At 61.4% G+C, this 18196-nt stretch carries 18 protein-coding genes; 10 read left to right on the top strand and 8 right to left on the bottom strand.

Annotated elements, in window-relative coordinates; all coding sequences use genetic code 11:
- Window positions 1-62: 62 nt before the first annotated feature.
- Both CE636_RS27880 and CE636_RS27875 read right to left on the bottom strand, forming a co-directional pair.
- On the bottom strand, window positions 63-1166 hold the full coding sequence (locus CE636_RS27880; RefSeq protein ID WP_004205982.1) for a cobalamin-independent methionine synthase II family protein: 1104 nt from the start codon (window positions 1164-1166) through the stop codon (window positions 63-65).
- Window positions 1167-1314: 148 nt separating this feature from the next.
- Window positions 1315-1713 carry a rhodanese-like domain-containing protein gene (locus CE636_RS27875; protein ID WP_017900351.1) on the bottom strand — a complete coding sequence of 133 codons (399 nt, stop codon included), beginning with the start codon at window positions 1711-1713 and terminating at the stop codon, window positions 1315-1317.
- A gap of 67 nt (window positions 1714-1780) precedes the next feature.
- On the opposite strand from CE636_RS27875, the gene ftrA reads away from it, so the two are divergent.
- Window positions 1781-2878 carry a transcriptional regulator FtrA gene (gene ftrA / locus CE636_RS27870; RefSeq protein WP_017900350.1) on the top strand — a complete coding sequence of 366 codons (1098 nt, stop codon included), beginning with the start codon at window positions 1781-1783 and terminating at the stop codon, window positions 2876-2878.
- Entirely contained in the window at window positions 2847-3062 is a 216-nt protein-coding gene (locus CE636_RS27865; protein WP_004205985.1) for a DUF4177 domain-containing protein, read from the top strand. The genes ftrA and CE636_RS27865 overlap by 32 nt, the downstream gene beginning before the upstream one ends.
- Before the next feature lie 54 nt (window positions 3063-3116).
- Here the strand turns inward: CE636_RS27865 and CE636_RS27860 are convergent, their stop codons facing one another.
- Both CE636_RS27860 and CE636_RS27855 read right to left on the bottom strand, forming a co-directional pair.
- Window positions 3117-3557, bottom strand: a complete 441-nt coding sequence (locus CE636_RS27860; RefSeq protein ID WP_017900349.1) for a GNAT family N-acetyltransferase — start codon at window positions 3555-3557, stop codon at window positions 3117-3119.
- Between the two features lie 263 nt (window positions 3558-3820).
- Entirely contained in the window at window positions 3821-4885 is a 1065-nt protein-coding gene (locus tag CE636_RS27855) for a LacI family DNA-binding transcriptional regulator (protein ID WP_017900348.1), read from the bottom strand.
- Window positions 4886-5081: 196 nt separating this feature from the next.
- Between CE636_RS27855 and CE636_RS29230 the strand changes: the two genes are divergently transcribed.
- Window positions 5082-8189, top strand: a complete 3108-nt coding sequence (locus CE636_RS29230; RefSeq protein ID WP_017900347.1) for a beta-galactosidase — start codon at window positions 5082-5084, stop codon at window positions 8187-8189.
- A 54-nt stretch (window positions 8190-8243) separates the two neighbouring features.
- Window positions 8244-9509: an MFS transporter gene (locus tag CE636_RS27845; protein WP_004205989.1), complete on the top strand. Its 1266-nt coding sequence runs from the start codon at window positions 8244-8246 to the stop codon at window positions 9507-9509.
- Between the two features lie 30 nt (window positions 9510-9539).
- On the opposite strand, the gene CE636_RS27840 is transcribed toward CE636_RS27845, so the two are convergent.
- The 3 genes from CE636_RS27840 to CE636_RS29530 form a co-directional block, all read right to left on the bottom strand.
- Window positions 9540-10628 (bottom strand): AAA family ATPase, encoded by a 1089-nt coding sequence (locus tag CE636_RS27840; RefSeq protein ID WP_004205990.1) that lies wholly within the window; start codon window positions 10626-10628, stop codon window positions 9540-9542.
- Window positions 10629-10714: 86 nt separating this feature from the next.
- The gene (locus CE636_RS27835; protein WP_004205993.1) at window positions 10715-10975 is read right to left on the bottom strand and encodes a hypothetical protein; all 261 of its coding nucleotides are present in this window, start codon (window positions 10973-10975) and stop codon (window positions 10715-10717) included.
- On the bottom strand, window positions 10959-11090 hold the full coding sequence (locus tag CE636_RS29530) for a hypothetical protein (protein ID WP_023318188.1): 132 nt from the start codon (window positions 11088-11090) through the stop codon (window positions 10959-10961). Before CE636_RS29530 ends, CE636_RS27835 begins: the two co-directional genes overlap by 17 nt.
- A 181-nt stretch (window positions 11091-11271) precedes the next feature.
- Between CE636_RS29530 and CE636_RS27830 the strand changes: the two genes are divergently transcribed.
- Window positions 11272-12132: a broad-spectrum class A beta-lactamase OKP-B-8 gene (locus CE636_RS27830; RefSeq protein WP_017900346.1), complete on the top strand. Its 861-nt coding sequence runs from the start codon at window positions 11272-11274 to the stop codon at window positions 12130-12132.
- A gap of 20 nt (window positions 12133-12152) precedes the next feature.
- On the opposite strand, the gene CE636_RS27825 is transcribed toward CE636_RS27830, so the two are convergent.
- Entirely contained in the window at window positions 12153-12914 is a 762-nt protein-coding gene (locus tag CE636_RS27825) for a DeoR/GlpR family DNA-binding transcription regulator (RefSeq protein ID WP_004205996.1), read from the bottom strand.
- Window positions 12915-13174: 260 nt separating this feature from the next.
- On the opposite strand from CE636_RS27825, the gene ltnD reads away from it, so the two are divergent.
- Genes ltnD through CE636_RS27800 form a run of 5 tightly spaced genes read left to right on the top strand, consistent with a single transcriptional unit; the run spans window position 13175 to window position 18175 of the window.
- Window positions 13175-14077, top strand: a complete 903-nt coding sequence (gene ltnD, locus CE636_RS27820) for an L-threonate dehydrogenase (RefSeq protein WP_017900345.1) — start codon at window positions 13175-13177, stop codon at window positions 14075-14077.
- Window positions 14078-14088: 11 nt separating this feature from the next.
- On the top strand, window positions 14089-15354 hold the full coding sequence (otnK, locus tag CE636_RS27815) for a 3-oxo-tetronate kinase (protein WP_017900344.1): 1266 nt from the start codon (window positions 14089-14091) through the stop codon (window positions 15352-15354).
- Window positions 15347-15967 carry an aldolase gene (locus CE636_RS27810; protein WP_017900343.1) on the top strand — a complete coding sequence of 207 codons (621 nt, stop codon included), beginning with the start codon at window positions 15347-15349 and terminating at the stop codon, window positions 15965-15967. The genes otnK and CE636_RS27810 overlap by 8 nt, the downstream gene beginning before the upstream one ends.
- Window positions 15968-15971: 4 nt before the next feature.
- Window positions 15972-16754, top strand: coding sequence for an HPr family phosphocarrier protein (locus CE636_RS27805; protein ID WP_017900342.1), 783 nt, complete (start codon window positions 15972-15974; stop codon window positions 16752-16754).
- 56 nt (window positions 16755-16810) lie between these two features.
- On the top strand, window positions 16811-18175 hold the full coding sequence (locus CE636_RS27800) for a GntP family transporter (protein ID WP_004206005.1): 1365 nt from the start codon (window positions 16811-16813) through the stop codon (window positions 18173-18175).
- The last annotated feature ends 21 nt before the right edge of the window (window positions 18176-18196 follow it).

Here is an 18196-nt window from a genome sequence, read left to right as displayed (position 1 = left end):
GCGGAGGCGAAGGAGATGGCAGCGTTGCCTCATCACGGTGCAACGCTGCGCTAAGAAAGCAATTACCAGACGTCGGCGGCGATGGCGGTCACCAGACGGACTTTTTGCCACTGCTGGTCTTCGCTGAGGGCGTTACCCTCTTCCGTCGAGGCGAAACCGCACTGCGGACTCAGGCAGATCTGCTCGAGCGGAACATATTGCGCCGCCTCAGCGAGGCGCGCTTTTACCCCCTGCGGGTTCTCCAGCTCGCCGTTTTTGGTGGTGATAAGCCCGAGGACCACCTGCTGATGGCCGGGACGAATAAAGCGCAGCGGAGCGAAATCTCCGGAGCGGTCGTTGTCATACTCGAGGAAGAAGGCATCGACATTGACGCCGCCAAACAGCACCTCGGCCACCGGCTCGTAACCGCCCTCCGAGATCCAGGTTGAGCGGAAGTTGCCCCGGCAGACGTGCAGGCCCACCGTCAGATCGGCCGGCTTGCCCTCCAGCGCCTGGTTCAGCACCCGGGCATAAATGCGCGCCAGCGCATCTGGATCGTCGCCGCGCTCGCGCACCTGCTGACGCTGGGCATCGGAACAGAGATAGGCCCAGACGGTATCGTCCAGCTGCAGATAGCGGCAGCCGGCGTCATAAAACGCACGGATCGCGTCGCGCCAGGTGGTGGCCAGGTCGTCGAAGTAGTCGCTGAGATCCGGGTAAACGGTGGCATCAATATCTTTCCGACCGCCGCGGAAGTGGAGCACGCTCGGGCTGGGAATGGTCATCTTAGGCTGCGCGTCGCCGCTGATGCTTTTCAGATAGCGGAAATCCTCCAGCATTGGGTGGTCGCCAAACGCCAGCTTGCCGGTAACGCGCACGCCGTGCGCTTTGGTCTGCACGCCGTTGAACTGGATCCCCTGCTCGGCATCGTAACGCTCAACGCCTTGCAGGCCGTCGAAGAAATCAAAATGCCACCATGCGCGACGAAACTCGCCGTCGGTAACCACGTGCAGGCCGCAGTCGCACTGCTGCTGGACCAGGTGACGGATAGCGTTATTCTCAATCTCGCGCAGCTGACCGGCGTCGATGAGCCCCTCAGCCAGCTGCTGACGCGCCTGTTTGATGCTGTCCGGGCGCAAAAAACTGCCGACGATGTCTGCGCGGAACGGGGCCTGTTGACGTTGCATGCTGTCTCCTTAGCGGTGGGCGCGTTAGTTGCCCACCGTGATAGTTCATTATTTGAATTTTTAGACTTCTGGATGGCTATATGTCCAGATACTGGCATGCAGGCCGGCGGGCCGCAAACGAGAATATTTCATGGGACATGAAAAATATTCATTTACCGGCGACAAACGCATAGCCCTCATCTTCCCAGCCGGTGATCCCGCCGAGCATCATTTTCACCGGCCGCCCCAGTTCGGCCAGCTTTAGCGCGGCAACGTCGGCACCGTTGCAGTGCGGCCCGGCGCAATAGACCACAAACAGGGTCTCCGCCGGCCAGGCCGCCATTCTCTCGGCGCTGATCTGGCTGTGCGGGAGATGCAGCGCGCCGGGCAGGTGGCGCCTGGCGAAGGCCTCCTCGCTGCCGACCACGTGCAGCAGGACAAAGTCGACCTCGCCGGCACGCTGGGCGCTGTGCACATCGGCGCAGTCGGTCTCGAGATGCAGCTTATGGCGGAACCAGCGGATAGCCTCGGCGGAGGTGGCGGGGGTAAATTGGGTTACTACACTCATGGCGTCTTCTCCTTGTCTGTGATAACACTACTTTACTGACGCCCATCACCCTTATCTGCCGGCAACCATGACAGAAAACGCTAACATCCTGACAACCCCTTCGGTGACACTGTCACCTCACCGCGTGGTGGCCCTCGCCTACGATGGCCTGTGCACGTTTGAGTTTGGCGTGGCCGTGGAGATCTTCGGCCTGCCGCGCCCGGAAATGGGCGAGCGCTGGTACCAGTTCGCCGTCGCCGCCGTCGATGAAGGGCCTCTGAGAGCCACCGGCGGAGTCCGGTTGATGACCGACGGCGGCCCTGAGCTTCTCGCCCAGGCGCAGACCATCGTGGTCCCCGGCTGGCGCGGCATCGATGCCCCGGTCCCCGAGGCGCTGTGCGCCGCCCTGGCCGCCGCTCACGCGCGCGGGTGCCGGATTATTTCCATCTGTTCCGGGGTGTTCGTTCTCGCCGCCGCCGGGTTGCTCAATGGCCGCCAGGCGACAACCCACTGGCGCTACACCGCCGCGCTGCAGTCCCGTTTTCCGCAGATCCAGGTGGTGGAGGATGTCCTGTACGTGGGTGATGATTTGCTGATGACCTCCGCCGGCAGCGCGGCGGGGATCGACCTCTGTCTGCATCTGGTGCGCGAGGATTTCGGCAGCGAGGCAGCGAATGTGGTCGCCCGCCGCCTGGTGGTCTCTCCCCATCGCGACGGCGGTCAGGCGCAGCAGGTCCTGCGTCCGGTGGCCCGCAGCCGGGAGAGTCTACGCCTTGGCCAGCTGTTTGATTATCTGCACCAGCATCTCGCCGCCAGCCACACCGTCGCCTCCCTCGCACAGCGCGCCGGCATGGGGACGCGCACCTTTTTGCGCCGCTTTGAAGAGGCCACTGGTAAAACCCCCGCCCGCTGGCTGCTGGAGGAGCGTCTGCTGCGCGCCCGTCAGCACCTGACGGAGAGCACGATGGGCATCGACCAGATCGCTGAGTACTGCGGCTTTGCCAGCGCTGGCACCCTGCGCCACCATTTTCGCCAGCGCTTCGCGCTAAGCCCACTGCAGTACCGTAAACAGTTTGCAACTTCTCCGATTGCAAAATCGTCCCAGCCACGGACAATAGACGGCCACAGTAAACCGGTCGCCAGGATGGTCGATGATGAAGAAAGAGTGTCGGGTAGTAATCTATAAAGAGGGCCTGCTGGGCAGCCTGTTTTTTGGCGAAGCCAAAGCCGACCCTGACAAAATGAGCCAGTTTCTCAGTAGCTATACCCGCGAAGGCTGGGAGGTAAAAACCATGTCGGTGGAGCGACGCCGTACCGCCCTGTTCTGGTCGCGGGAAGCGTATCTGTTTGTGCTTGAACGGCCCCTCTGACGGCGCCTGCGCCTGGTTTAACCGCTTAAGCCAGGCGTTGCCCGGCATCCGCGCTCAGGGCTGGCGGATATAGCCCTGCTCCTGCATGTTGCGCATGCCCTCCTCGCTGGCGCAGACCATCCCGGTGGTCAGCATGGCAAAACCAAAGCGCTGATAGAATGGGATTTTATCGGCCACCGCATAGATAAAGATTTTGCCGAAGGGCAGCAGCTGCTCCCGGATGGCCAGCATTAGCTGTTGTCCGTAACCCTGCCCCTGGCGGTCGGGGACGATCGCCACATCCGACAAATAGCTGCTCCAGGTGCAGTCGCTGATGGCCCGCGCCACGGCAATCAGCTGACCGTGCTCATAGCCAAACCAGCAGAAGGTGCTATGGAGAAACGCCTGCTCCAGCTGCTGAACATCACGTTCATTCAGCCCGGCCTCGGCGACGATGGTCCTCACCCGCCGCCAGTCTATCCGCCCAATCGCCTCTTTCCCCTCAATCACCATCATGACCTTGACTCCCGTTGTGTTCGGCATCTATCCCGAAAGACAGATGTAGCATGCCGCCGCAGGGGATGCCAGGCGAAAAAACGAACGGAACAAAGCGGGAAACGGAGGAAGGCAAAAAAAAACCGCCATGTGACTGGCGGTAAATCAATGCTTGCATGGATAGATTGTATTTTGCATTTTTCGCAGGCAGAGGATCCTGACCTCTCTACGTTTGATCCCGAGGTTAGCATGGTCAACCTCAATAAATCCTCAACGGCCTGCGGCTAGAGCTTCTCCACCAACGCTTTCAGCTGCGCCAGGGTCTGCTGCCGGTCCTCCGGGGCGGCGAGCGGCCACGCCGACTGGCGCACGATGAGCCGGGTCGGCAGCAGCTCGCGGATCCGCAGCTGCGGGGCCGCCATCAGAGCAATCAGCCGCTCCACGGCCCGCTTGCCCAGCAGATCGAAGTCCTGCGCCACCGTGGTGAGCGGCGGCTGAAAGTAGAGACTGTCGGCGGTGTCGTCATAGCCGGTCACCGATACCGCCTGGCTGCCGCTGCGATTGAGCTGGGCCAGCGCGCTGAGTACCCCGAGCGCCATCTGATCGTTCGCCACCACAATGGCGCTGATCCGCGGCTGCAGGTGCAGCAGTTCAAAGGTTTTCTGCCAGCCGCTGGCGGCGCTCCAGTCACCGAACACCGTGGTTGAACGGGCGATATTCAGACTGTGCAGCGCCTCGCGCCAGCTGGCGAGACGCAGACGGGCGGAAACCGAACTTTCCGGCCCTGCCAGCAGGCCAAATTCGCGATGCCCCAGCTCCCACAGATGGCGCACGCACGCCCCACAGCCGTCGCGATGATCGAAGCGCACGCAGCAGACATCGGCCTCCGGGGAGACGTCCAGAAACAGGCAGGCCATATCCGGGTTCTCTTTAACCAGTCGCTCGGCGGTAGCGCTTTCCAGCGGCAGACTAACGATCACTCCGCGAATATGCTGGGCGCGCAGTTCGTCCAGCCGGGCCTGCAGCGCGGCGAAGTCGGCCTGCGCCGGCATCGCTATTGCCACCTCCAGCTGGTGCAGGCTGGCATGGCTCTTTACCGCGGCGGCGATCTGCGAGGGAGCATGCAAGGTCAGCGAGGCAGTGATAAGCCCAATGGAGGGCGCTGCTTTGCCGGCGAGCAGCTGCGCCGAGCGGTTAGGTACGTAGTGCAGCGCCTGCATCGCGCGGATTACCTGCTCGCGGGTGCGGGCTGACACCACTTCAGGACGGTTCAGGACCCGGGAGACGGTCTGTTGGGAAACCCCGGCCGCGCGAGCGACATCCTCCAGGGTAGCGGTACGACGCGGCATTTTTTCTCCTCAGCAATAACAATGTCGTGCGCTAACATTTTATGTTTAACGCGCGACAAAAAACAGCGCTTTACCCTCGCTTTCGTGATCGTCTGTTAATTTCATTTCCGCCGTCGTTGCTGGACAAAACAAATTATCCGATAACGTTCTTTATCCTGTTTAGCGATCGACATTTTCTGACTTACCGGGGATTACTATGCCAATAAGCGATACCAGTCGCCGCCACGCGCCTGACTTCCACGCCGTCCTCGCCCGCGAAGACTGGCAGAACCAGACCATTACCCATCTCAACCGCCTGCCAGCGCATCCCGCGTTCGCCAGCTGGCGCGATGAGCTTGCCGCCCGCGATAATCGCCCTTCGCCTCGACGTCGTCAGCTGGACGGCGAATGGCAATTTGCTTACGCCCGCAGCCCGTTTGCCGTCGATGCGCAGTGGCTGACGCAGGACCTGCCAGGCAGCCGCGGGACGCCCGTGCCCTCCAACTGGCAGATGGAGGGCTATGACGCGCCGATCTACACCAACGTCCGCTACCCCATCGACACCATCCCGCCGCGGGTGCCGGAGGATAACCCAACCGGCTGTTACTCCCTGCACGTTGCGATCGATGACGCCTGGCGCACGGACGGACAGACGCAGATTATTTTCGACGGCGTCAACTCAGCGTTTCATCTGTGGTGCAACGGCGCCTGGGTCGGTTACTCCCAGGACAGCCGCCTGCCAGCGGCGTTCGATCTCAGCCCCTTCCTGCGCCCGGGCGGCAACCGCCTGTGCGTGATGGTCATGCGCTGGAGCGCCGGCAGCTGGCTGGAAGACCAGGATATGTGGCGAATGAGCGGTATTTTTCGCTCGGTGTGGCTGCTGAATAAGCCGCACCAGCGGCTATGCGACGTGCAGCTGACGCCGACCCTTGACGCCCTCTGCCGCGACGGCGCTCTGCAGGTTCAGGCGACCGTCGAAGCGACAGAGGCGGCGCTTGCCGGGCTCTGCGTCGGGGTTAGCCTGTGGCGCGGCGAGCAGCCTGTCGCCGCCCATCGTCAGCCGTTAGGCACCCCGGCGGTGGATGAGCGCGGCCACTATGCCGAACGGGTCGATTTCTCCCTGGCGGTAGCGGCGCCGGCGCACTGGAGCGCGGAAACCCCGAACTGTTATCGCGCCGTGGTCACCCTGTGGCGTGGCGACGAACTGCTGGAGGCCGAGGCGTGGGATATCGGTTTTCGCCGCATCGAGATCGCCGACGGTCTGCTGCGCCTTAACGGCAAACCGCTGCTGATCCGCGGCGTTAACCGCCATGAACACCACCATTTGCGCGGTCAGGTGGTCAGCGAGGCGGATATGGTGCAGGACATTCTGTTGATGAAGCAGAACAACTTTAACGCCGTCCGCTGCTCACACTACCCCAACGCGCCGCGCTGGTATGAGCTGTGCAACCGCTACGGTCTGTACGTGGTCGATGAAGCCAATATTGAAACCCACGGCATGGTGCCGATGAACCGGCTGTCCGACGATCCGGCGTGGCTGCCAGCCTTCAGCGCCCGCGTCACCCGGATGGTACAGAGCAACCGCAACCATCCATGCATTATCATCTGGTCGCTGGGTAACGAATCTGGCGGCGGCGGCAACCATGAAGCGCTGTACCACTGGCTGAAGCGCAACGACCCGAGCCGTCCGGTGCAGTACGAGGGCGGCGGCGCGGATACCACCGCTACCGATATTATCTGTCCGATGTACGCCCGCGTCGAACGCGACCAGCCGATCCCGGCGGTACCGAAGTGGGGGATCAAAAAATGGATCAGCCTGCCCGGCGAGCAGCGGCCGCTGATCCTCTGCGAGTACGCCCATGCGATGGGCAACAGTCTCGGCAACTTCGCCGATTACTGGCAGGCCTTCCGCGAGTATCCGCGGCTGCAGGGCGGGTTTATCTGGGACTGGGCCGACCAGGCGATCTGCAAAACCTTTGACGACGGCAGCGTCGGCTGGGCCTACGGCGGCGACTTTGGCGATAAGCCGAACGATCGCCAGTTCTGTATGAACGGCCTGGTGTTCCCCGATCGCACGCCGCATCCGTCGCTGATCGAGGCGAAGCACGCCCAGCAGTATTTCCAGTTCGCCCTGCTGTCGACCTCGCCGCTGCGCGTGCGCATCGCCAGCGAATACCTGTTCCGCCAGAGCGATAACGAAGCGCTGCGCTGGCAGGTGCAGGCGGCCGGTGAAACCCTGTATCACGGCAACCTGACGCTGGCGCTTCCCCCGGAGGGCAGTGACGAGATAACGCTGCTTGATGACCTGATTATACCGCCAGGCGCCCGCGCGGTGTGGCTGACGCTGGAGGTGGTCCAGCCCCGGGCGACCGACTGGTCCCCGGCGGACCATCGCGTCGCCTGGCAGCAGTTTCCCCTGCCCGCCCCGCTGGCGCTGCCGGCGCCCACGGTGCCTGCCGGCGCCCCGGATCTGGTCGTCAGCGAGGAGGCCTGGCAGATCCGCGCCGGCACGCAGTGCTGGACCGTCGATCGGCGGACCGGTTTGCTGAGTAGCTGGTCGCTTGCCGGTCAGGAGCAGCTGCTGACCCCCCTGCAGGATCAGTTTATCCGCGCGCCGCTCGACAATGACATCGGGGTCAGCGAAGTGGAGCGCATCGATCCCAACGCCTGGGTGGAGCGCTGGAAAAGCGCCGGCCTGTTCGACCTTGAGGCGCGCTGCGTGCAGTGCGATGCCCAGCGCCTGGCGAATGAGACCCTTGTCGACAGCCGCTGGCACTACCTGCGCGGCGACGAGGTGGTGATTGTCAGCCACTGGCGCATGCGCTTTACTGCGGACGGAACGGTACGGCTGACGGTGGACGGCGAGCGCGCGGAAACGCTGCCGCCGCTGCCGCGGGTCGGACTGCATTTCCAGGTGGCGGATCAGCAGGCGCCGGTGAGCTGGCTGGGGCTGGGACCGCATGAGAACTACCCCGACCGGCGGAGCAGCGCCTGCTTCGCCCGCTGGGAGCAGCCGCTGGCGGCGATGAGCACGCCCTACATCTTCCCGACGGAAAACGGCCTGCGCTGTGATACCCAGGCGCTGGACTGGGGACGCTGGCACGTCAGCGGTCATTTCCACTTCTCCGTTCAGCCATGGAGCACCCGTCAGCTAATGGAGACCGACCACTGGCACAAGATCCAGGCCGAAGACGGGGTGTGGATCACCCTCGACGGCCTGCATATGGGAGTGGGGGGCGATGACTCCTGGACCCCAAGCGTGCTGCCGCAGTGGCTCCTGACCCAAACGCGCTGGCAGTACGAGGTCTCATTGCGTTGCCTTTAATCCGTGGGGGCGGCAGCCCCCACCCTACAAACAGAATAACAAGGGATCATGGTGATGAAATTCTCTGAACTGGCGCCGCGAGAACGGCATAATTTTGTCTATTTCCTGCTGTTCTTTTTCTTTTACTATTTCATTATGTCGGCCTATTTTCCTTTTTTTCCGGTGTGGCTGGCGGACGTTAACCATTTAACCAAAACGGAAACCGGGATCGTCTTCTCCTCCATCTCGCTGTTCGCGATTATTTTTCAGCCGGTATTTGGTCTGATGTCGGATAAGCTTGGCCTGCGCAAACATCTGCTGTGGACCATCACGGTACTGTTAATTCTGTTCGCGCCGTTCTTTATTTTCGTTTTCTCCCCGCTGTTGCAGATGAATATTATCGCCGGTTCGCTGGTGGGCGGGATCTACCTGGGGATTGTTTTCTCCAGCGGCTCCGGGGCCGTGGAAGCCTATATCGAGCGCGTCAGCCGGGCAAACCGCTTTGAATATGGCAAAGTGCGGGTCGCTGGCTGCGTCGGCTGGGCGCTGTGCGCCTCGATAACCGGCGTGCTGTTCGGCATCGACCCCAATATTACCTTCTGGATCGCCTCCGGCTTTGCGCTGGTGCTAGGTCTTCTGCTCTGGCTGTCGCGCCCGGAAAGCAGCAACAGCGCCCAGGTTATTGAGGCGCTGGGAGCCAATCGCCAGGCCTTTTCGCTGCGCACAGCGGCCGAGCTGTTACGTATGCCGCGTTTCTGGGGCTTTATCGTCTATGTGGTGGGAGTCGCCAGCGTCTACGACGTGTTTGATCAGCAGTTCGCCAACTTTTTCAAAAGCTTTTTCGCCAGTCCGCAGCGCGGTACCGAAGTGTTTGGCTTCGTCACCACCGGCGGCGAGCTGCTCAACGCGCTAATTATGTTCTGCGCCCCGGCCATCGTTAACCGCATCGGCGCCAAAAACGCCCTGCTGACCGCCGGGATGATCATGTCAGTGCGCATTCTCGGATCGTCGTTCGCCTCATCGGCGGTAGAGGTGGTGATCCTCAAGATGCTGCATATGTTTGAGATCCCCTTCCTGCTGGTCGGGACCTTTAAATATATCTCCTCCGCCTTTAACCCGCGGCTCTCGGCCACCCTGTTCCTGATCGGTTTTAACCTGTCGAAACAGCTGTCCGGGGTGGTCCTTTCCGCCTGGGTGGGCCGGATGTATGACACCGTCGGCTTCCATCAGGCCTATCTGATCCTCGGCTGCATCACCCTGAGCTTCACCCTGCTCTCGTTCATCACCTTACGCGGCGGCAAAAGCCTGCTGCCAGCAGCGGAGACGCAGACCCCCGCCTGATCCCGGCGCTCCCGTCAGGGATGACGGGGTTTACGCCACAATGCGCGTTTCTCCGCCGCTATTCTCCAGCGCATAGCGCTGACAGGGCGCCCCAGCGGCGATAAGCTCCGCCAGTTCAGCCGAGTGGCTGGTCAGCCAGATCTGGCTGTAGCGGGAAGCCTCGATTATCAGCCGGGCCAGCGCCGGGAGCATGTCGCGATGCAGGCTGTTCTCCGGCTCATTGATCGCCAGAAACGCCGGCGGGCGCGGGCTGAGCAGCGCGACGGCGAGACAGAGAAAGCGCAGCGTGCCATCGGACATCTCCGCCGCCAGCAGCGGACGGCGGATCCCCTCCCGGCGCATTTTCAGGGCGAAACGCGAGTGCTCGTTTTCACAGTAAAACTGGCAGCCGGGAAAGGCGTCGGCGAGGATCTCGTGCAACATCTCCTCCGCGCCAATCTCGACAATGGTCTGAAAGGCGGCGGCCAGATTATGGCCATCGCTGTCGAGCACCGGCGAACGATACCCCACGGCCGGCTGGCGCAGCGGCGAGTGGCGACCAATGGCGAACTCATGGTAAAACCGCCAGCGGCGCAGGGTCTCCCGCACCCGCGACACTTCGGGAAAACGGTGCGGCTCGCCAAGCTGACCGAACACCGACTCGTTTTCATAAATACTCTCGGTGAAGGTGCTTTTCTCCCCGGTGACATCGACGAGGAACGCCGCCTGATTCTTGCGCTGCAGTACGCGGGAGGAAGGCCGACGGGAGTAGCCTGCCAGCCAGATGTGCTCTTCTTTGACGATGGGATCGAGCATGAACTGCGTCGGATAGGGTAATTTTTCCGGGAAACCTACCTGCAGTTCATAATCAAAGCTCTCCGTCCGACAGGCGATTTGCAGCCGGCGGGGATGGCGATCGAGGGGGGAACGATCTCCGGACCACATCATATTTTCCAGGCCGCCCTCTGCGCTGATAAACCCCGACAGCCTGCCGTCGGCAGCCGCGGTCAACAGATGGATGGCGTTGTAAATATTGGATTTGCCGCAGCCGTTAGGACCGAAGACAATGTTCAATGGCCCCAGCTCCAGTTCGATATCCCTGACTGAGCGAAAGTTTTGTATATGGATGTACTGAATCATGATGCGTCCTGGCCCGGAGAGAGAAGGCTGCCACAGTAGCAAAGCCGCGGCATGGATACTATCGCATCCCCTCACTCCGCCCGGGTTCAACAGAACATTTTTTTCATTCCACGGGTCAGCGCCACCCGCGTCAGCTTATCGCTATCCTGATGGGCGTCACTAAAGACGCCAAAGAAATAGCGTTCATCGTCAATGGTTTGACTTACGATACGATAGCTGAGCGGTTGCCCGGACGGCGCACCGTATTGCGCAGGCGTCACCGAGACCTCGGTCGCATCGTCGGCGACGCTGACCAGCAGTCCATCCGCCTTACCGCCCACCAGCATGACCTTAATTATCGGGTGCACCAGTTCCTCCCGGGATGGCATAGATCATTGGCAAACCGCGCAGCGCGGCGGGCGTATCGTCAGCAATCAGCGGCGCCAGCCAGCGTGCGGTCTTAAGTACTTTCTTATAGTTCATTGCGGCCTTGAGTCAAAAAATAGCGTGCTTAGGCTGAGCTAAATATTGATTATTCGAAATAAAAGATGACAAATGATGAAGGAAAAAAGAGGAATTGTGAATCAGCAAAATACCGGGTTATTCTTATTCGTCACACCTTTTCTCGCCTTTATCGGCCCTTACACAAGGAAGTATTACGGTTATGCGTTATGTTCGTCTGTGCCTTATCTCCCTGATTGCCGCCCTGCCACTGGCGGTATTCGCCAGCCCTCAGCCGCTTGAGCAGATTAAAATCAGCGAAAGTCAGCTGGCGGGCCGGGTGGGCTATGTTGAAATGGATCTGGCCAGCGGCCGCACGCTGGCCGCCTGGCGCGCCAGTGAGCGCTTTCCGCTGATGAGCACCTTTAAAGTGCTGCTCTGCGGCGCGGTGCTGGCCCGGGTGGATGCCGGCGACGAACAGCTGGATCGGCGGATCCACTACCGCCAGCAGGATCTGGTGGACTACTCCCCGGTCAGCGAAAAACACCTTGCCGACGGGATGACCGTTGGCGAACTCTGCGCCGCCGCCATCACCATGAGCGACAACACCGCCGGCAATCTGCTGTTGAAGATCGTCGGCGGCCCCGCGGGATTGACCGCTTTTCTGCGCCAGATCGGTGACAACGTCACCCGCCTTGACCGCTGGGAAACGGAACTCAATGAGGCGCTTCCCGGCGACGTGCGCGACACCACCACCCCGGCCAGCATGGCCACCACCCTGCGCAAGTTGCTAACCACCCCCTCTCTGAGCGCCCGTTCGCAGCAGCAGCTGCTGCAGTGGATGGTGGACGACCGGGTGGCCGGCCCGTTGATCCGCGCCGTGCTGCCGGCGGGCTGGTTTATCGCCGATAAAACCGGGGCCGGTGAGCGGGGCTCACGCGGCATTGTCGCCCTGCTCGGCCCGGACGGCAAAGCGGAGCGTATCGTGGTGATCTATCTGCGGGATACCGCGGCGACCATGGCCGAACGTAACCAGCAGATCGCCGGGATAGGCGCGGCGCTGATCGAGCACTGGCAGCGCTAGCCCGGCGAAGGCCGCGCGCCTTACCCGGCGCGCAGCACCTCGCAGGCGTGCCGGGTGATATGGGCGGCGGCGGCATCGGAGAGATGCCGGTCGGTAATGATGGTGGTAAAGCGAGTCAAGGGCAACGCCATAAACGTGGCCACCTGATTGTATTTCGAACTGTCGCACAGCAGGATGCTTCTGGCGCTAACCTGGCTGACGGTCTCCTTGACGGTGACTTTGTTCTCATCAGGGGTGAAAATTCCGCGGCTGTCCCAGCCGCTGGCGGAGATAAAGGCCGTATCGATAGCCAGGTGGCGCAAGGTGCGCGCCGCCGACTCGCCGACGCAGGAGCGGTTCTCCCGGCACAGGGTGCCGCCGGTGTGGATCACCCCGCACTGGCTGGCATCTATCAGCAGCTGGGTTATCTCAAAATCATTGGTGACCACCTGCAGGTCGTCCCGGTCGAGGATGGCCCGCGCCAGCGCCAGAGTGGTGGTGCCGGCATCGAGATAGATGCAGCTGTTTTTGGCAATGAGACTGGCCGCCAGCGCGCCGATGGCCTGCTTCTCTTCACTCTGCAGGGTGCTTTTCACCAGATGACTGGGCTCTGCGGCCAGCCGGCTGACGGCGCGCACGCCGCCCGAGACGCTGACCAGCAGCCCCTGTTCTTCCAGCTTACTGACGTCCCGACGGATAGTCATATGGGACACGCCGAGGATCTCCGTCAGCTCATTAATGCTTACCGCCCCACGCTGCTCCACCAGGGCTAAAATACGCTGATGACGTTCAATTGGAATCACCGCTCTCCCCTTACCATTTTTTCACACCAGACCACACCTCTTACGCCGGTAGCCTGACGATACCCTGTACTGTTATTGCGCTTGACCGCTGTTTTTACGCTATTTTAGGGCAAGAATCGCCGTCGCGCAGCCACTTTCCGCCTGTGAATTATTTATATTCATGTGGGTTATTCGTGATAACTCTCACATAATTTCACATGATAACGCTTTATTCTATCATTAAATCACATTAATTAACGAATATTCACAAGGAGACCATCATGACTGCACACACTAACGTCTGCGTGATTGGACTGGGTTCGATGGGCATGGGCGCCGCTCGCGCCTGCCTGCAGGCGGGCCTGAACACCTGGGGGGTGGACATCAACCCCGACAACTGCCGCGCGCTGCTGGAGGCGGGCGCCCAGGGCGCAGGCTCCAGCGCGGTGCCTTTCGCCGCTGAGCTGGATGCGGTCGTACTGCTGGTGGTCAATGCCGCCCAGGTGCGGGGGATCCTGTTCGGCGAGAGCGGCCTCGCCGCCCATCTGAAGCCGGGCACCGCGGTGATGGTGTCGTCAACCATCGCCGCCTCCGATGCCCAGGCGATAGCCGTAGCGCTGGCAGAATACCAGCTCTTGATGCTCGACGCGCCGGTATCGGGCGGCGCAGTGAAAGCGGCCGCCGGCGACATGACGGTAATGGCCTCCGGGAGCGATGCCGCCTTCGCCCGCCTCGCGCCGGTGCTGGATGCGGTGGCCGGCAAAGTCTACCGCATCGGGAGCGACATTGGCCTCGGTTCGACGGTGAAAATCATCCATCAGCTGCTGGCCGGGGTGCATATCGCCGTCGCCGCCGAAGCGATGGCCCTCGCCGCCCGCGCCGGCATCCCGCTGGAGACGATGTACGACGTGGTGACCCACGCGGCGGGTAATTCGTGGATGTTTGAGAATCGTATGCAGCACGTCCTGGATGGCGATTACTCGCCAAAATCCGCCGTCGATATTTTTGTCAAAGATCTCGGTCTGGTGAATGACACCGCCCGGGCGCTGACCTTCCCGCTGCCGCTCGCGACCACCGCGCTGAATATGTTCACCTCCGCCAGCAACGCCGGATTCGGCCGGGAAGATGACAGCGCGGTGATCAAGATTTTCAACGGCATTACCCTGCCGGGCCATAAACAGTGAGGAGAGACAAGATGCAGCTTGGTGTCATTGCCGATGACTTTACCGGCGCCACGGATATCGCCAGCTTCCTCGTGCGCAACGGCATGCCGACCGTGCAGCTAAACGGCGTACCGCCCCACGAACTGCCGTTGACCAGTGAAGCGGTGGTGATCAGTCTGAAAACGCGATCCTGCCCGGTGGAAACCGCCGTCAGCCAGTCCCTGGCGGCCCTGCGCTGGCTGCAAGCCCGGGGCTGTCAGCAATTTTATTTTAAGTATTGTTCCACTTTCGACAGCACCGCGCAGGGTAACATTGGCCCGGTACTGGATGCGCTGCTGGCAGAGCTGGGCGAGACGCGGACGGTGATATCACCGGCGCTGCCGGTGAACGGCCGCACGGTCTATCAGGGGTATCTGTTTGTCGGCCAGCAGTTGCTCAATGAGTCCGGGATGCGCCACCATCCGGTGACGCCAATGGAGGATGCCCACCTCGGCCGCTTAATCGAACGCCAGGGCGGCGGTAAAGCGGCGCTGATAGCCTGGCCGATTGTCGATCAGGGGCCGGAAGCGGTCGCTGCCGCGCTGGCGGCCATCAGCGATCCGGCGGTGCGCTATGTGGTGCTCGATGCCCTTAGTGAACAGCATTTGCTGACCCAGGGGGCGGCGCTGCGGGAGATGAAGCTGGTCTCCGGCGGCTCTGGTCTCGCCATCGGCCTCGCCCGCAACTGGGCGCAGCGCCACGGAACCCAGGGTGAAGGATCCCTGGCGGGCATGCCGCTGCCCGGCCCGGCGGTGGTGCTCTCGGGCTCTTGTTCGCTGATGACCAACAGCCAGGTGGCGGCCTATCGTGAACAGGCTCCCGCCCGCGCCGTTGACTTAAGCGCCTGCTTTACCGATCTCGAAGGCTATGTCGGGACGCTGGCAGCCTGGGTGGACGCAAACCGCGATGCGCCGCTGGCGCCGATGGTCTATGCCACCACCGAGCCGCAAACGCTGCAGCGGATCCAGGCGCAATATGGCGACAAGGCCAGCAGCGAAAGGGTGGAACAATTGTTCGCCGCCCTCGCCGCCGCGCTGAAAGCGAAAGGATTCACCCGCTTTATTGTGGCCGGAGGGGAAACGTCGAGCATCGTGGCGCAGACGCTGGGGGTAGAGGCGTTCCATATCGGGCCGACGATCTCTCCTGGAGTTCCCTGGGTGCGTGACACCCGCCAGCCGCTCTCCCTGGCGCTGAAGTCAGGGAATTTCGGCGATATCTCGTTTTTTGCCCGTGCCCAGCAGGAGTTTTGTCATGACTGAGCAACAGCTGCGAGATGAGATGGTGCAAATTGGCGCCTCGTTGTTTAACCGCGGTTATGCCACCGGCTCCGCCGGCAATCTGTCGCTGCTGCTGCCGGACGGCAACCTGCTGGCGACGCCGACCGGCTCCTGCCTGGGCGAGCTGCAGGCGCAGCGGTTGTCGGTGGTCACCCTGCAAGGCGAATGGCTCGCCGGCGACAAACCGTCGAAAGAGGTCGCTTTTCACCGGGCGGTCTATTTGCATAACCCGGCCTGCAAGGCGATCGTCCACTTGCATAGCCACTATTTGACCGCGCTCTCCTGCCTGCAGGGGCTCGATCCGCACAATTGTATTCGCCCCTTTACTCCCTACGTGGTGATGCGGGTCGGCGACGTCCCGGTGGTTCCCTACTACCGACCGGGTGACGACCGCATTGCCGAGGCGCTGGCCGGGCTGGCGCCGCGCTATAACGCCTTTTTACTGGCCAACCATGGTCCGGTGGTCACCGGCTCATCGCTGCGCGAAGCCACCAACAATACCGAAGAGCTGGAAGAGACCGCGCGGCTGATGTTTACCCTCGGCAATCGCGAGATCCGTTACCTGACCGCTGACGAAGTGGATGAACTGAGATAAAACCATGCCAAAATTCGCTGCAAATTTATCCATGCTGTTTACCGAGCTGCCGTTCCTGGACCGCTTTGCCGCCGCCGCCCGCGCCGGTTTCGAAGCCGTGGAGTTTCTGTTCCCCTATGAGTATGCCGCCGGGGAAATTAAACAGCGCCTGCAGGAAAACCAGCTGCAGCTGGTGCTGTTTAATACCCCGCCCGGCGACGTTAATGCCGGGGAGTGGGGTCTCGCCGCCCTGCCGGGCAGGAGCGCCGAGGCCCGGCGTGATATTGAGCTGGCGCTGGAGTATGCCTGCCAGCTGGATTGTCCGCAGGTGCATATCATGGCCGGCGTGGTGCCGCCGGGGATGGATCGCGCGGCCTGCGAGGCCGAGCTTGTCGATAACCTGCGCTACGCCGCCGAGTGCTTTGCCCGCCACGACAAGCGAGTGCTCATTGAAGCCCTGAATCCGCAGACCAAACCGGGCTATCTCTACCACAGCCAATATCAGACGCTGGAGATAGCGAAGCGGGTCGACCGGCCAAACATCGCGGTGCAGTTAGATCTGTTTCATGCGCAGAAAGTGGACGGTAATTTAAGCCATCTTATTACTGAGTATGCCGGTCAGTACCGCCATATTCAGATAGCCTCCCTGCCCGACCGCCATGAACCGGACGAGGGCGAGATTAATTATTCATGGATCTATGCGTTACTGGATAAAGCGGGCTATGACGGTTGGATCGGCTGCGAATATATCCCCAGGGCGGATACCCTTTCCGGACTGGAATGGTTTTCGCCCTACCGGAAAAAATAAAGCGCGGTTCTAAAAATATAACTCTCTGTATACCTGTTAATACCCGAGGCAAAACTATGTCGACATCGGCGCTGTTACTTATTGCGTTAGCCAGCGTAGTGCTGTTGCTCCTGCTGGTGATCAAAGCTAAAGCGCATCCTTTTGTGGCGCTCCTGATCGTCAGCCTGCTGGTGGCGTTCGCCACCGGCATTCCGGCGGATAAGATCATTACCACCATTGAAAAAGGGATGGGCGGCCTGCTCGGCCATATCGCCAGCATTATTATTTTGGGATCAATGCTGGGGGTGCTCATTGAAATATCCGGCGGCGCCGAATCGCTGGCGAAAACGCTGACCGGCGTGCTGGGTTCTAAACGGACGATTGCCGCCTTAACCATCGTCGCTTTTATTCTCGGCACGCCAGTCTTCTTTGAAGTCGGCTTTATTATCATCATTCCGTTAATTTACGGCTTCAGTAAAGTCGCTCATATGTCGCCGTTGAAGTTTGGCCTGCCAATGGCCGGAGTGATGTTAACCGTCCACGTGGCATTGCCAACCCACCCTGGCGCGGCGGCCGCGGCAGGTATTCTGCATAGCGATGTCGGCTGGCTGATGCTGGCGGGGATTGGGGTGTCGGTCGTGGTGGGTATCGTGGGTTATTTTGTCGCCCGGTCGATCAATCAGCGCCATTATCATCTGTCGATTAACGTGCTGGAACAGCAGCAAACGGCCGAGGTGCCCGACCTCTCCGTCAACGCGCAGCAGACCCGACTGGCGCCGCCGAATGCGCTGGTTATCGGCGGGCTGATCGTGGTGCCCATCGTGCTGATTGTTTCCGGAACGCTCTGTCAGGCCTTGCTGCTGCCGGAAAACGCGATTCGCCAGCTGATGACCGTCATTGGCACCCCGCCCGTCGCCCTGCTGATCTCCCTGGGGCTGGCCAGCTGGACGCTGGGCATCCGGCGGGGTATGAACCTGAAAAAACTGGGAGAAGTGACCGGCAGCGCGATCCCCTCCTCGGCGGACGTTATCCTTGTCGCCGGCGCCGGCGGCGCCTTTGGCGGGGTGCTGGTCGCCTCCGGCATCGGCAATGCCTTAGCCGAGGCGCTGGAGACGATTCATCTGCCGCTGATGCCCGCCGCTTTCCTGCTGTCGCTGGTGCTTCGGGCCTCGCAGGGCTCGGCCACCGTGGCGATCCTCACCACCTCCGGCCTGCTGTCACAGGCGGTTGCCGGGCTGGAGCCGCTCCAGCTGGTGCTGGTGACGCTGGCGACCTGCTTCGGCTCACTCGGATTGTCACACGTCAACGATGCCGGATTTTGGGTGGTCACGCGCTATCTGGGGCTCTCGGTGCCGGACGGACTCAAAACATGGACCGTACTGACAACCATCATGGGGGTGACGGGCTTCCTCATTACCTGGCTGCTGTGGTTTTTACTGTGAAGTTTATTTGGGTGGCTCCGG

Origin of the sequence: Klebsiella sp. LY (assembly GCF_004010915.1) — a bacterium.
GTDB classification, from domain to species: domain Bacteria; phylum Pseudomonadota; class Gammaproteobacteria; order Enterobacterales; family Enterobacteriaceae; genus Klebsiella; species Klebsiella quasipneumoniae.
This window is presented reverse-complemented; position numbering and strand designations above follow the sequence as displayed.

Excerpts from the sequence above, each read along its gene's own strand:
- CE636_RS29230 (WP_017900347.1), top strand. The coding sequence starts at position 5,082 with ATGCCAATAAGCGATACCAGTCGCCGCCACGCGCCTGACTTCCACGCC.
- CE636_RS27805 (WP_017900342.1), top strand. The coding sequence starts at position 15,972 with ATGCCAAAATTCGCTGCAAATTTATCCATGCTGTTTACCGAGCTGCCG.
- CE636_RS27810 (WP_017900343.1), top strand. The coding sequence starts at position 15,347 with ATGACTGAGCAACAGCTGCGAGATGAGATGGTGCAAATTGGCGCCTCG.
- CE636_RS27880 (WP_004205982.1), bottom strand. The coding sequence starts at position 1,166 with ATGCAACGTCAACAGGCCCCGTTCCGCGCAGACATCGTCGGCAGTTTT.
- CE636_RS27855 (WP_017900348.1), bottom strand. The coding sequence starts at position 4,885 with ATGCCGCGTCGTACCGCTACCCTGGAGGATGTCGCTCGCGCGGCCGGG.
- CE636_RS27860 (WP_017900349.1), bottom strand. The coding sequence starts at position 3,557 with ATGATGGTGATTGAGGGGAAAGAGGCGATTGGGCGGATAGACTGGCGG.
- ftrA (WP_017900350.1), top strand. The coding sequence starts at position 1,781 with ATGACAGAAAACGCTAACATCCTGACAACCCCTTCGGTGACACTGTCA.
- CE636_RS27840 (WP_004205990.1), bottom strand. The coding sequence starts at position 10,628 with ATGATTCAGTACATCCATATACAAAACTTTCGCTCAGTCAGGGATATC.
- CE636_RS27865 (WP_004205985.1), top strand. The coding sequence starts at position 2,847 with ATGAAGAAAGAGTGTCGGGTAGTAATCTATAAAGAGGGCCTGCTGGGC.
- CE636_RS29530 (WP_023318188.1), bottom strand. The coding sequence starts at position 11,090 with ATGAACTATAAGAAAGTACTTAAGACCGCACGCTGGCTGGCGCCGCTG.
- CE636_RS27845 (WP_004205989.1), top strand. The coding sequence starts at position 8,244 with ATGAAATTCTCTGAACTGGCGCCGCGAGAACGGCATAATTTTGTCTAT.
- CE636_RS27875 (WP_017900351.1), bottom strand. The coding sequence starts at position 1,713 with ATGAGTGTAGTAACCCAATTTACCCCCGCCACCTCCGCCGAGGCTATC.
- CE636_RS27800 (WP_004206005.1), top strand. The coding sequence starts at position 16,811 with ATGTCGACATCGGCGCTGTTACTTATTGCGTTAGCCAGCGTAGTGCTG.
- otnK (WP_017900344.1), top strand. The coding sequence starts at position 14,089 with ATGCAGCTTGGTGTCATTGCCGATGACTTTACCGGCGCCACGGATATC.
- ltnD (WP_017900345.1), top strand. The coding sequence starts at position 13,175 with ATGACTGCACACACTAACGTCTGCGTGATTGGACTGGGTTCGATGGGC.
- CE636_RS27830 (WP_017900346.1), top strand. The coding sequence starts at position 11,272 with ATGCGTTATGTTCGTCTGTGCCTTATCTCCCTGATTGCCGCCCTGCCA.